The organism is Streptomyces sp. NPDC058773 (assembly GCF_042746015.1).
In the GTDB taxonomy this organism is placed as follows: Bacteria; Actinomycetota; Actinomycetes; order Streptomycetales; family Streptomycetaceae; genus Streptomyces.
This window is the reverse complement of sequence record NZ_JBHYPE010000062.1, coordinates 22,429-35,259: the sequence shown is the minus strand read 5'-3', so window position 1 is coordinate 35,259 and position 12,831 is coordinate 22,429. Positions and strand designations below refer to the sequence as shown.

General features: G+C 75.3%; 12 protein-coding genes. 7 read left to right on the top strand and 5 right to left on the bottom strand.

Annotated features, from left to right (window positions below; all coding sequences use genetic code 11):
- Positions 1–412: 412 nt before the first annotated feature.
- On the bottom strand, positions 413–1,318 hold the full coding sequence (locus ACFW5B_RS32520) for a DUF3027 domain-containing protein (protein WP_386447703.1): 906 nt from the start codon (positions 1,316–1,318) through the stop codon (positions 413–415).
- Positions 1,319–1,710: 392 nt separating this feature from the next.
- Here ACFW5B_RS32520 and ACFW5B_RS32515 point away from each other — a divergent pair, with 392 nt between their 5' ends.
- From ACFW5B_RS32515 to ACFW5B_RS32500, 4 genes are all read left to right on the top strand, one after another.
- The gene (locus ACFW5B_RS32515; RefSeq protein ID WP_386447700.1) at positions 1,711–3,126 is read left to right on the top strand and encodes an MFS transporter; all 1,416 of its coding nucleotides are present in this window, start codon (positions 1,711–1,713) and stop codon (positions 3,124–3,126) included.
- 70 nt (positions 3,127–3,196) lie between these two features.
- Positions 3,197–3,700, top strand: a complete 504-nt coding sequence (locus ACFW5B_RS32510; RefSeq protein ID WP_386447697.1) for a hypothetical protein — start codon at positions 3,197–3,199, stop codon at positions 3,698–3,700.
- A gap of 17 nt (positions 3,701–3,717) precedes the next feature.
- Positions 3,718–4,446 (top strand): futalosine hydrolase, encoded by a 729-nt coding sequence (locus ACFW5B_RS32505; protein ID WP_386447706.1) that lies wholly within the window; start codon positions 3,718–3,720, stop codon positions 4,444–4,446.
- Positions 4,447–4,456: 10 nt separating this feature from the next.
- Complete coding sequence (locus tag ACFW5B_RS32500; protein WP_386447694.1) at positions 4,457–5,308, top strand: 1,4-dihydroxy-6-naphthoate synthase; 852 nt, start codon at positions 4,457–4,459, stop codon at positions 5,306–5,308.
- A gap of 33 nt (positions 5,309–5,341) precedes the next feature.
- Here the strand turns inward: ACFW5B_RS32500 and ACFW5B_RS32495 are convergent, their stop codons facing one another.
- Positions 5,342–5,725: a cold-shock protein gene (locus tag ACFW5B_RS32495; RefSeq protein ID WP_018089689.1), complete on the bottom strand. Its 384-nt coding sequence runs from the start codon at positions 5,723–5,725 to the stop codon at positions 5,342–5,344.
- A gap of 227 nt (positions 5,726–5,952) precedes the next feature.
- Here ACFW5B_RS32495 and ACFW5B_RS32490 point away from each other — a divergent pair, with 227 nt between their 5' ends.
- The gene (locus tag ACFW5B_RS32490) at positions 5,953–6,213 is read left to right on the top strand and encodes a hypothetical protein (RefSeq protein WP_386447690.1); all 261 of its coding nucleotides are present in this window, start codon (positions 5,953–5,955) and stop codon (positions 6,211–6,213) included.
- Here ACFW5B_RS32490 and ACFW5B_RS32485 read toward each other — a convergent pair.
- The gene (locus ACFW5B_RS32485; protein WP_386447687.1) at positions 6,168–6,815 is read right to left on the bottom strand and encodes an HAD family hydrolase; all 648 of its coding nucleotides are present in this window, start codon (positions 6,813–6,815) and stop codon (positions 6,168–6,170) included. The two genes, ACFW5B_RS32490 and ACFW5B_RS32485, sit on opposite strands and share 46 nt — an antisense overlap.
- A 101-nt stretch (positions 6,816–6,916) precedes the next feature.
- Positions 6,917–8,080, bottom strand: coding sequence for a hypothetical protein (locus tag ACFW5B_RS32480; RefSeq protein WP_386447684.1), 1,164 nt, complete (start codon positions 8,078–8,080; stop codon positions 6,917–6,919).
- A 176-nt stretch (positions 8,081–8,256) separates the two neighbouring features.
- Between ACFW5B_RS32480 and ACFW5B_RS32475 the strand changes: the two genes are divergently transcribed.
- A complete protein-coding gene (locus ACFW5B_RS32475; protein WP_386447681.1) occupies positions 8,257–10,746 on the top strand; it encodes a helicase-associated domain-containing protein in 2,490 nt (829 codons plus the stop codon).
- A 128-nt stretch (positions 10,747–10,874) separates the two neighbouring features.
- Here the strand turns inward: ACFW5B_RS32475 and ACFW5B_RS32470 are convergent, their stop codons facing one another.
- Positions 10,875–11,447, bottom strand: coding sequence for a hypothetical protein (locus ACFW5B_RS32470; RefSeq protein WP_386447679.1), 573 nt, complete (start codon positions 11,445–11,447; stop codon positions 10,875–10,877).
- A gap of 288 nt (positions 11,448–11,735) precedes the next feature.
- On the opposite strand from ACFW5B_RS32470, the gene ACFW5B_RS32465 reads away from it, so the two are divergent.
- A complete protein-coding gene (locus ACFW5B_RS32465; protein ID WP_386447677.1) occupies positions 11,736–12,806 on the top strand; it encodes a peptidoglycan-binding protein in 1,071 nt (356 codons plus the stop codon).
- Positions 12,807–12,831: the final 25 nt, after the last annotated feature.

The window sequence follows — 12,831 nt, the reverse complement described above, 5'->3', positions numbered from 1 at the left end:
GGGGGGGGGGGGGGGGGGCGGGGGGGGTGGGTCCGCTTTGGCTCTTTTCCCCCCCCACCCCCCACCCCTCCGCCCCCACCACCTCCCGTAGGTGAGGGGACCCCACCCCAGTGGGGGTGATGAAAAACAAAAAACCAGCACCCGCCGCCGCACCACGACACGGCCGAACTACTGGTCTTTAACAACTCCCCCACCGGACGGGGGCCGCCATCCGAACGGGAGGGGGCGGGCCGGAGGGGGCTGTGTTGTGGACGTAAAGCGAAGCAGTCCACAACACAGGCCCCGGAGGACCGGACCCGGCACCCACCACACAGCAGAGCGGCCCCCCAAACACACCCCACCCCCGCCGACAGGCGAAAAACAGAAGAGGTACGGCGGGCCACCCGACAACGTGGGAATGAGCCCCCAGCGCTTAGCTGTGGCCGAGCTCCTCGGCCGGGCCCGTTTCCTCGACGGACCCACCGTCCCGCTCAGGCCGCAACGCCAACGGCTCGACAACCGTCTCGTCCACAACCGGCGCGGCAGGCCGCGGCGGTTTCGGCATGACGGCCGCCTCGGAGTGCGCACCGCACCCGTACGCGAGGGACACCACCCGGCCGTCCGCCGGGGAGAACTCGTTGGCGCAGACGCCGAACGCCTGGCCCAGGGAGCCGGGCAGCGGGCTGAGGAAGCCGCAGGTCACGCAGGTGGCGGGGGCCGCCTGGGCCATCGCGGTGCGGGCTCCGTAGGCCTCTTCCCAGCGGTCGGCGGCGGTGTGCAGACCGTAGCGGGAGAGCACCCGGGCGCGGCGCATGCCCAGTTCCTCGGCGACCGCCGCGATGCTGCCGCGCCGGGGTGCGGGCTGGACCGCGGGCGAGCCGGGGAGGACGTCCGCCTCCTCGGAGTCGGCGACCTCGGCGGCCATGCCCTCGGCGACGGGGGAGTTCGGCGGCGGGCTGTCCTCGTCGCTGAAGCCGGGCTCCAGCCGCAGGTCGTCGGCCTCGGTGGGCAGCAGGTCGCCGGGCCCCATGTCGCCGGGGCGCAGCCGCTCGCTCCACGGCACCCACTCCGGCGCGAGGAGGGCGTCGGGGCCGGGCAGCAGCGCCACCTCGGCGAGCGTGACGATCTTGGCGCGGGAGGCGCGGGTGACCGTCGCGGCCCAGCGCCAGCCCCGGTAGCCGGGCTCGTTGGAGGCGAAGAGGTGGGTGACGACGCGGTCTCCGTCGGCGACGGCGTCGATGTGCTCGCCGACCATGCCGGGCAGTGCGGCTTCCTCCACGGCCGCCCGCGCGAGGTCGACCGCCTCGGCGCACAGGCGGTCAGGGGTACGGCTTCGCATCGCAGCACTCACAAGAATCGATTCTCTCTTCCACGCCGTCTCACGAGTGCGCCGGCCGGAGCCGTCCTTGTCCTGTCCGGACGACCGGCGGTGCAGGGGCGGGCGGAGCGGACCGGTGGACCGCGTCGACGTCCGCGCCCAGCCGTTTCGGTCGAGCGCACCTCTTACGTCCCATTCTGCGGGATCGCGCCGAGGCACGCGGCCAAGAACGACCGCCGGTGGCGCGCTACACACGCTACCCCTTCAACGGTGGACGACCCCTCGGCGGGAGCGGCAAATGTCCCCGGCCGCGCGCACGGGCCGGGACGCCTCGCGCGGCAGGGGGGAGAAAGTGCCCTCCCCTGGGCGAGTTGGGGCACTATGACCGGGTGGCTGCCGCACGGGCATCGAAAGTGTCGAGCACATCAGGGACGTCGTCACGGGTCTCGCGCGCATCGACGCGCCGCGGGGACGGGACGGGCCGGGTCCGCCGGGCCGGCCGGACCGTCGGCCGGGCGCTGCACCGGCCGTTCACCGGTGCGGCACGCCGGGTGCGGCGCGCCACGCATGCGCACGGCGCCGGGGAATCGGGCCTGGGCAAACTGATCGAGCTGCATGCGGTGAACTCCGCGGGCGACGTGATGATCACCGTCGCGCTGGCCTCGACGGTGTTCTTCTCGGTGCCGACAGGCGAGGCACGGGGCCGGGTCGCGCTGTATCTGGCGGTGACGCTGGCGCCGTTCGCGCTGCTCGCGCCCGTGGTCGGGCCGCTGCTGGACCGGGTGCCGCACGGCCGGCGGGCGGCGATGGCGGCGTCGATGCTGGCGCGGGCACTGCTGGCGCTGACGATGTCCGGCGCGGTCGCCACCGGAGGGCTCCAGCTGTATCCGGCCGCGCTCGGGGTGCTGGTGGCGTCGAAGGCGTACGGGGTGGTCCGCAGCGCGGTGGTGCCGCGGCTGCTGCCACCGCGGATCTCGCTGGTCAGGGCCAATTCGCGGGTGACGCTCGCGGGGCTGCTGGCGACCGGGGCGGCGGGCCCCGCGGGCGCCGGACTGCATCTGATCGGGCCGAGCTGGCCGCTGTACGGGGCGTTCGTGGTGTTCGTGGCCGGTACGGTCCTGTCGCTCTCGCTGCCGCACAAGGTCGACTCGGCGAAGGGTGAGGGCCGGGCCCGGCTGGCGTCCCGGGACGCGGCCCGGGAGGCGGGCGGCGGCCAAAAGGCCGGACTGCGGACCGTCGGGCCGTCGGTGCTGCACGGTCTGCAGGCCAATGCCTGTCTGCGGGCGCTCTCCGGTTTCCTGACGTTCTTCCTGGCCTTCCTGCTGCGGGAGCATCCACTGGGCGGGCTGGGGCCGGCGGCCTCGCTGGGCCTGGTGGTGGTCGCGGCCGGGACCGGCAATGCGCTGGGGACGGCGGTCGGCGCCTGGCTGAAGGCCCGCGGGCCGGAGCGGATCATCGCCGCGATGCTGGCCCTGGCGCTCTGCGCGACGCTGCTCGCGGCGGTGTTCTACGACGTGGTGGCGGTGGTCGTGGTGACCGCGGCGGCGGCCGCGGCGGGGCTGTGCCAGGCGCTGGCGAAGCTGTCGTTGGACGCGATGATCCAGCGCGATGTGCCGGAGGAGGTGCGGACCTCCGCGTTCGCCCGGTCCGAGACGGCGCTGCAGATGTCGTGGGTGGTGGGCGGCGCGATCGGGATCTCGCTGCCGCTGATCGGCACGGTGGGGATGGCGGTGGCCGCGGGGCTGGTGGCGCTGGGCGTGGTGCTGGCCGGGCGGGGGCTGCTGAGTGCGGCCGGGCGGGGCGGTACCCGCAGCGCCCGGGTGGCCTGACCGGCGACGGGCAACGCGGCACGCCGCACCCGGGGGTGGCGTGAGCTGAGGCGCCAGATAGCCTGCCCGTATGACCGCTGCGTTGATCTCCTGGGGCAAGGGCCGCCGTGCCGCTGCCGCCATCGGTGCCGTGTCCCTGGGTCTCATCACCCTCTCCGCCTGCGAGAAGCCGACCGCGCTCGCGACCGTGACCGTCGGTCCGTCGACGGTGACGGCCGAGGCCACGCCCGGCTGCGACGGTGACGGGAAGGTCCTTTCCAAGAAGGACGTCACGGCCTGCCTGACCAAGAAGGGCGGCAAGACGATCACCGTGCACCCCGGTGAGAAGGTGCGCGTCGGCGTCGACCCCGAGGTCGCCAAGTCCGGCTGGATCGTCATCGGCGCCGGCCCCGTCATGCGCGAGCCCAGCAAGCAGACGTACCGCAGCTTCGACGCGGACACGCTCTTCATGCAGCAGAACCCGCAGACCGGCCAGACCACGTACTCCAAGGACGTCACCCTCCAGGTCGCCGAGCTCGGCGCGGGTGAGGGCCCGAAGACCATGTGGCACTTCACACTGAAGCAGGAGAACTAGGGCCCGCGGGCCGGATGATGCGCATCCTGGTCGTCACGGCGGTGGCCGCCGAGCGCGACGCGGTGTGCGCCGCGGCGGGTCCCGGCGACGGAGCGGCACTGCCCGGCGGCCTTGAACTGCGGCGGGCACCGGACCTTCCGGTGGCGCTCGACGCGCTGGCCGCCGGTGTCGGTCCGGCCGCCGCGGCCGCCGGCACGGCCACCGCGCTGACCGCCGCCGCGCTGGCCGGCCGGCCGTACGACCTGGCCGTCTCGGCCGGTATCGGCGGCGGCTTCGCCCCCGGCGCCCCGCTGGGTTCGGTGGTGGTCGCGGACGCGATCGTCGCGGCCGACCTCGGCGCCGAGACACCCGAGGGCTTCACCCCGGTCACCGAACTCGGCTTCGGGACGGTCGCGCACCGCCCCGACCCGGCGCTGGTGAAGGCCGTCGCGGCGGCGGCCGGTGCGCAGGCCGGCACCGTCGTCACCGTCTCGACGGTCACCGGCAGCGCGGCCCGCGCCGCCGAGCTGGCGGAGCGTCATCCCGGGGTGCTGGCCGAGGCGATGGAGGGCTTCGGGGTCGCCGAGGCGGCCGCCGCGCACGGCGTGCCCGTACTGGAGCTCCGTACGATCTCCAATGCCGTCGGGCCCCGCGACCGCGCCGCCTGGCGCATCGGCGACGCGCTCGCCGCACTCACCGGCGCCTTCCGTACGCTTCCCGGAGCCCTGACGGCCACCGCCGGGGCCGCTCCGGAGCCTCGTCCTTGAGGAGGACCCCGTGACCCGGCCGCTGAACATCGCGTACTCGCCGTGCCCGAACGACACCTTCGTGTTCGACGCGCTGGCGCACGGGCGCGTCCCGGCCGCGCCGGAGCTGGCGGTCACCTTCGCCGACATCGACCTCACCAACGGCATGGCCGAGCGCGGTGAGTTCGATGTGCTGAAGGTGTCGTACGCGGTGCTGCCGTGGGTCCTGGAGGAGTATGCGCTACTGCCCTGCGGCGGGGCGCTGGGGCGCGGCTGCGGGCCGCTGGTGCTGACCCGGGAGCAGGGCGCGGCCGCGGATCTGGCGGGCAAGACGGTCGCGGTGCCCAGTGAACGGTCCACCGCGTATCTGCTGTTCCGGCTGTGGGCGGCGGCCGAGGTGCCGGGCGGGGTCGGGGAGATCGTGGTGCTGCCGTTCCACGAGATCATGCCGGCCGTGCGCGACGGCAAGGTCGACGCGGGCCTGGTCATTCACGAGGCGCGCTTCACGTACGGCAACTACGGCCTGTCCTGCCTGGCCGACATGGGCGAGCACTGGGAGCTCACCACCGGTCTGCCGATCCCGCTCGGCGCGATCATCGCCAAGCGGTCGCTGGGCGGGCCGACGCTGCGCGCGCTCGCGGCGGCGATCCGCGGCTCGGTCCTGATGGCCTGGGACGATCCGGAGGCCTCCCGGCCGTACGTCCTGGAGCACGCCCAGGAGATGGACCCGAAGGTCGCCGACCAGCACATCGGGCTGTACGTCAACGAGTTCACCGCCGACCTCGGCGAGGACGGCTATGCCGCGGTACGCGGGCTGCTCACCCGCGCCGCGGCCGAGGGGCTCGTTCCGCCCCTCGGCCGCGCTGCGCTGAACTTCGTGTGAGCCGATCCGGGTGGTCAGGTCTCCCGTCGGCCGTCAGACGTCCAGCTGGTCGGCGACGGCGCGCAGCATTCCGGCGATCTTGGCGCCGTGCACCTTGTCGGGGTAGCGGCCGCGCTCCAGCTGCTGGGTGACGTTCTCCAGGAGGGTGGTGAGGTCCTGGACGATCGAGGCGAGTTCATCGGGCTTGCGGCGCTGGGCCGCGGCCACCGAGGGTGCGGGGTCGAGCAGGGTCACGGTCAGCGCCTGATCGCCGCGCTGGCCGGCGACCACGCCGAATTCGACGCGCTGGCCGGGCTTGAGGGCGGCCACGCCGTCGGGCAGCACCGACGAGTGCACAAAGACGTCACCGCCGTCATCGCGGGAGAGAAAGCCGAAGCCCTTCTCACTGTTGAACCACTTGACCTTGCCGGTAGGCACGTCTGTCCTCGTCCTCGTACTCGTTGGAAAGAAACGTTGAAATCTGGAGCCGGGTCTACTGCGGAACTGCGGGTCTCCCCGTCCGGGGTGAAGCCGGGCGGAAAGGTCTGGATAGCAATGCAGCGGGCCGCAGGACCCGCCACCCCAAGGCTAATGGTCCCGGGGCCGGTGACAAGACGCCGCCGGGTGGATGCTCTCTGCTTCTGGCCCGGACTTACCCTGGTCAGGTGTCTGACGAAACTCCCCGTGCCGGGGATCTGCTGGTCCGAATCGGCGCGATCATGTTCCTAGTTGGCGCGGTGGCCACTCTCGCCACCGTGGCCCCGCTGTTCCTCGGGACCGATCCGCTGCCGTCCGTTTTCTACGGCGTGTGCATGCTCATGGGCGCCGGTTTTGTCGTCGCGGCGGCCGGAGTGATCCGTTCCGTTGTCGCGCAGCGCCGTCAGGTCGCCGCGGCCGCGCCCCCGTCCGCGTCCTCGGCCACATAGCGCGCCAGCCAGGACGGGAACTCCGTCAGGTCGCCGAGCACCACCTCGGCGCCGGCCGCGCGCAGTTCCGTGGCGGCGCACGGGCCGGTGGCGACCGCGACGGAGAGTGCGCCGGCGGTGTGCGCCCCGACGATGTCGCCGATGTGGTCGCCGACGTAGACCTGTGCGCGGTACCGGCGCAGCGCCTCGGCCTTGCCCTCCGCCCACAGGGAGCCGACGAGGGCGTCCGCGTCGAGCCCGAGGTGCGCGAGGTGCAGTTTGGCGTTGGGCTCGTGTTTGGCGGTCACCACGATGGCCTTGCCGCCCGCGGCGTGGACCGCGTCGAGGGCCTCCCGGGCGCCGGGCAGAGCGGTCGTCGCCGCGACCGCGTGGTCCGGATACAGCGCACGGTAGAGGTCGGCGGTCTCCGCCACCCGCTCCGCGGGGAACCACCGGCTGATCTCCTCCTCCAGCGGCGGTCCCAGTCGGCTGACGGCGAGGTCGGCGTCGACGAAGGTGCCGGTGCGGGCGGACAGCTCACGGTAGGCGGCCCTGATGCCGGGGCGGGAGTCGATCAGCGTCATATCGAGGTCGAAGCCGACCGTCAGGGGGTGCGCAGCCATGCCCGCCATTGTGCCTGCGGTGGTTTCCGGGTCGCCCGGCCCGGTCCGCCATGGCCGTTGACCGGTCCGCCATCGCCCCGGCCCGGTCCGCCGCGCGCCGCTCACCCCGGCGTCCGCCGCATCCGCCACACCAGGAACAGTGCCGAGGCGACGGCCGCCACCCGGACCACTCCCGGCAGGCCGTCCAGGATCTCCTGCCCCAGCCGGCCCTGGGCGAGGGGCTCGCCCCACCGCCCGTCGAACCGGCCCCACAGCCACACCACCAGCCCGCCGACGACGGTGCCCGGCACCCCGAGCGCCGCGAACTTGGCCTCCGCGCGGCTCAGCCGCCGGGAGACATAGGCGAGCCCCCAGCCGCCCGCCAGCGCGAGCCACGACCCCAGTGCCGCACCGGCCACCAGCAGCAGTACGGCCAGCGTCAGGACCGGGCTGAGCGGCGCCCGCGCGGGCGCGGCCACGATCTCGTCCGCGGCCTCGGCCACGTCCGGGGGCACGGGGGCGGCGGGCGGGCGGCCCAGCGCACGCCGCAGCATCCGGCGCAGCGGACGCTCCGCCGCCGCGCTCCCGTCCGCGCCCTCTCCGGCGTCCCCGTCGGCCCCGTCCGCGCCGTCCTTCGTCAGGGACAGCGGCGCCTCGCCCTCGGGCCGGTCCCACATCTCCGGGATCTCGATCCCGCCGACGAACCCGGGCACGGTCTCCCCCGGCCCGAACGGCGCCGGCTCCACCCGCCACCAGTCCGGCGCGTCCCCGGCGTCCCCCAGCTCGTCGGCGCCGGCCAGATGCGGCGGCAGGCCGACCGCCGGCGCGGGGTCCGGTGCCGCGTCGCGCGGGGCGGGGACCGTACCGCCCCCGGGGTCCTTGCCGCGGCCGGCGGCTTTGCCCAGCAGGCCGCTGCGCGCGGCCAGGCCGGTGAGCTTGTCGCGGGCGCCGGTCCGGTGCCGGGGCGGCTCGGCGGGACGCGCTCCCAGCGGTACGGCGGGTCCGTGGCCAGGGGCGGGCCCGGCGGCCGGCTCCGGGCCGCTCCACGACGCGCCCGGCACCCGGTCGTCCGCGCTCCCCGCGGCCGCGACCACCGCCTCCGGCGTCCCCAGCCGGGCCAGCAGCCGCTTCACACCGGGCACCGAATCGGCCCGGTCGCCGTCGATCTCGGCGCGGAGCCCGGTCACCAGCCGCATTCTGGTGGCGGCGGGCAGTCCCCGCTGCTGGGCCAGGTCGCCGACCCGGCTCAGATAGTCAAAGACGAGCTGATCACTCTCGATCCCCACGAAATCCCCTGCGGCGTCCGCTGGTTGCTGCCCCGACGGTACCGCCTCGGCCGCCGGGCGGGCCGGAGGCGGCCGGGGGCGGGCGCAGCGGGTCTCTTCCGGTCCGGGCCGGGCCCGGGGTCCACCGTGCGGCCGCAGGCTCCCCCGCCCTCCCCGGCCCCGCTAACGTAGGACGAATGACCGGTACACCCCGCACCCTCGCCGAGGAGCTCAGGACCCGCCCCGACGGTGGGCTCGTCGGGCTGCTGCGGGCACGGCCCGACCTGCTGAATCCGGTGCCGGGCGATGTCACCCAGCTCGCGACCCGGGCCGGGACGCGGGCGTCGGTGGTCCGCGCCGTGGAGCGGCTCGACCGGTTCGTGCTGCAGACCGCGGAGGCGCTGGCGGTGGCGCCCGACCCGTGCCCGTACGACACGCTGGCCGCGCTGATGGCCGGGGACGCCGGGGACCCGGCGGTCGCCGCCGAGCTGCCCCGGGCGGTGACCGAGCTGCGGGCACAGGCGCTGGTGTGGGGCCCGGACGACCGGCTGCGGCTGGTGCGGACGGCCCGTGAGCTGCTCACGCCGAGCGCCGCGCACCCCTCGCCGACCGGTCTGGGCCCGACCGTCGCCGAGGCCATGGCCGGGATGTCGCCGGGCCGGCTGCAGGAGATCATCGCCGCGGCCGGGCTGCCCACCACCCACGACCCGGTGACCGCGGTCGCCGCGCTCGGCGCGCTGTTCGCCGACCGGGACCGGATGGCGGCGCTGCTCGACACCGCGCCCGCCGAGTCCGTCGCCGTCCTCGACAAGCTGCTGTGGGGCCCGCCCTACGGCGGGGTCACCGAACATCCGGCCCCGCATCTGCAATGGCTGCTGGACCGGGGGCTGCTGGTCCCGGCGGGTGCCCGGAACGTCGTCCTGCCGCGGGAGGCGGCGCTGCATCTGCGGGGCGGCCGCGCCCATCACACCCCCGAGCCGGTCCCGCCCGCGCTCGCCCCCGCCACGGAACGCGATCCACAGCTTGTGGACAACGCCGCCGCGAGCCAGGCGTTCACCGCGCTCGCGACCGTCGAGGAGCTGCTCAAGGAGTGGGACCTGGGCGGCCCCGCCGTACTCCGCGCCGGCGGGATGAGCGTCCGCGACCTCAAGCGGACCGCCACCGCCCTGGACACCACCGAGCAGCTCGCCGCCTTCTGGCTCGAACTCTCCTACGCGGCCGGGCTGATCGCCTCCGACGGCGAGGCCGACGAGCGGTTCGCGGCCACCCCGGCCGCCGAGGAGTGGCTCCAGCAGCCCGACCACGAGCGCTGGGCGGCGCTGGCGGCCGGCTGGCTCGCCGCGACCCGCGCCCCCGGCGTGGTCGGCACCGCCGACCCGAAGGGCCGCACACTCGCCGCCCTCGGCCCGCACCTCGACCGCTCCCCCGCCCCCGAGGTCCGCCGCCGCGCGCTCACCCTGCTCGCCGGGCTGCCGCCGGGCACCGCCGTCCCGGCGACGGCGGTGCTCGGCCGGCTGCGGTGGGAGCGTCCGCTGCGCGGCGGCGCACCGGCCACGGGCCAGGCGCCGGCCGCCGACGGTGCCGCGCCCGCCGACGACCTCCGCTCGCGGCTCGCCCAATGGGCCCTGGACGAGGCCGAGTTGCTCGGGGTGACCGGCCGCGGCGCGCTCGCCACCCACGGCCGCAGCCTGCTCGACGGCGCACCGGACGGCACCGCCCCCGCTCCCGCCGAGACCGCCGCCGCCGCGGCCCGCGCCGCCGCCCTGCTCGCCCCGCTCCTGCCCGAGCCCGTCGACCACGTCCTCCTCCAGGCGGACCTGACCGCCGTCGCGCCCGGCCCGCTGCGCCGCCCGCTCGCCGAGGCGCTCGGGGCGCTCGCCGACATCGAGTCCAAGGGCGGCGCGACGGTCTACCGCTTCACCCCCGGCTCCGTACGCCGCGCCCTGGACGGCGGCCGTTCCGCCGCCGAGCTGCAGGAGTTCCTCGCCACCCACTCGCGCACCCCGGTTCCGCAGCCGCTCGCCTACCTCATCGACGACGTGGCCCGTAAGCACGGGCAGCTGCGGGTCGGCGCGGCCGGGGCCTATGTCCGCTGCGACGACGACGCGCTGCTCTCCGAGATCCTCGCGGACCGCCGCACCGCCCCCCTCCGGCTGCGCCGGCTCGCCCCGACCGTGCTCGCCGCTCAGACCGCCCCCGACCAACTCCTCGACGGGCTGCGGGCGATGGGCTACGCCCCGGCCGCCGAGTCGGCCACCGGGGACGTGCTGGTCGCCCGCGCCGACTCCTACCGGACCCCGCCGCGCACCGCCCCCGTCCCGGTCCCCGACGGCCCGCCGTGCCCCGACCCCACCCTGCTCGCGGCGGCGGTCCGCGCCATCCGCGCCGGCGACCTCGCGGCCACCGCGGAACGCAAGCCGGTCCGGGCGCCCGCCCCGGCCCCCGGCGCCTTCCCCCGCACCACCTCCGCCGAGACCCTCGCCACGATGCAGGCCGCGGTGCTGACCAACTCCGCGCTCTGGATCGGCTATGTCAACGCCGACGGCGCCGCCAGCCAGCGCGTCATCGCCCCCGTACGGGTCGAGGGCGGCTTCGTGACGGCCTACGACCACACCGCGGACGAGGTCCGTACGTATCCGCTGCACCGCATCACCGGTGTGGCGGAGCTGGCGGACGACTCGGTCTGAGGAGCGGGCGGGCGCGGCGTGCCGGTGCCCCGGCCGCCGTTCCGTGACGGCCGGGGCACCGGCGGGATCGAGCACTCCGCGACCGGGATCAGGAACGCCCCGGTGGGATCAGGTATGCCGCGGCGGGATCAGCGCGGCCAGCCGCAGTGGACATGGGTGGCGTGTCCGGCGTCGCCCGGCCCGAGGACCTCGGTGGCGCCGAGCTTCCGGCAGGCGGCCATCAGGTTCCGGTGCGGGGCGCCGCGGCCGATGTGGCGGCCGTTGATGTGGGTGAGGTCGAAGGCTGTCCCGGCGTAGTGCCGGGAGCGGCTGCTGTGGTCGCCGCCGACGAGTTCGGAGACCGCGATCCGGTAGCCGTATCGGTTCCGCAGCTTCAGCATCCCGTTGAGCATCCGGGCGTCCAGGGCGACCCGGCGGTTCGGCCGGTCGCCCCAGGGGCTGGTCAGCGCGCCCTTCCCGTGGGAGGTGTCGACGAGATTCTGCCGGGCGGTGGACCCGGCGTGCCGGCCGCCGACGTGGGCGGTGGCCGGGGTGATCCCCTTCGTGGCCAGGATCTGCTTCGCCAGGACGGCCCTGTTGGCGGGGGCCGGGGCGGCGGTGGCGGAGGAGGTGGCCGCGAGGCCCAGCACGGCGGCGAGCGCGGTGCCGGCCGCGGTACAGGCAAGGGCGGTACGTCCCCGAACGGGTGATGTCAGACGCATGGTTGCTTCCCTCGTTTCGTTGCTGCACGGGTTCGTCGGTCCCCGCCGCTCCCGCATTCGCCCAGGCCGGAGCACCCCTTGGGCAGGGGTGGGTGGAAGCGGAGGGTGCGCGGCCCGATCGGCGGCGCCCCTCAACGATGCAGCAATGACCGGGGACTTCACTACGATCTGCCGGGCTCCGGCTGATGCATCCATGCAGCGGCCCGATGCACCGCGTTGACCTGCGGTTATGCAGCCGTACGCGGACGAGCGCGACGGCTGAGGACACTCGAACGCCCCGGGGGAAGCATGACGGGACCAACCGGACCGGACCGGGACACGGTCCGCGCGCTGGCGGAACTGCTCAGATCGTGGTGGGAGTTGTCGGCGCGGGACGGCCGTCCGAAGCCCACCCAGCAGTCACTGGCCGGCCGTCTGGGTATCGACCAGACCACCCTCTCCCGCTATCTGAACCCCCGTCACCCCTCCACCGCGCCGCTGCGGACCGTCGAGCTCCTCCACACCGCGCTGCGCGCACCGGCCGCCGACCTCCCCCGGGCCCGCGCCCTGGCCGAGGCGGCCGCCACCGGAGCGGCCCGCACGTCGGCCCGCCCGGCCGTGGGCCCCCCGGCTCCCGAAACACCGGCTCCCGAGCCGCCGGCCACCGGACCGCAGCCCCTCGTCCCCGTCACTGTCCCCGCCCCCTTCGCCGTCCCGTCCACCGCTCCGGTCCCGGAGCCGCCCGCGGCCGACGAGATTCCCGTGGCCCGGCCGGCGCCCGCGCCCCCGCCCCACCACACCCCCGTCACCCGGGCCGCCCGCACCGCCCTCGCCTTCCTCGCCGTCCTCACGCTCGGCGGCGGTATCGGCCTCGGCTGGAGCGCGTTCGTCCACCGCACCGGCCAGGACGGGCCGCCGGTCGCCGCCGCGGCCGCCCCGACGGACCCCACGGCCTCCGCCTGGCCGCTGGCCCGCCGCGGCGATCTGCTGTGGAAGGCCCGCACCGTCCAGTACCTGCTGCAGGCGCACCACTATGCCGTCGAGGCCGACGGCGACTTCGGGACCAGGACAGCGGCCGCCGTGAAGCGGTTCCAGGCCGCCCACGGTCTGCTCGTCGACGGCAAGGTGGGCCGGCAGACCTGGCCGCACCTGGTCATCCGGGTCGATGCGCAGAACGCCCCGAAGCAGGCGGTCGTGGCCCTCCAGTACCTGCTCGACCACAGCGGCACCGCCACCGACATCACCGGCATCTTCACCCCGTCCACCGCCCGCTCCCTGGAGACCTTCCAGCGCACCCGTTCCCTCCCCGTGACCGGCGTCGCCGACCTCGCCACCTGGCGCACCCTCCTCGCCTCGCAGGGTCCCGCCGTACACCGCTGACGGTCGCTGCGGCGATGGGGCACAC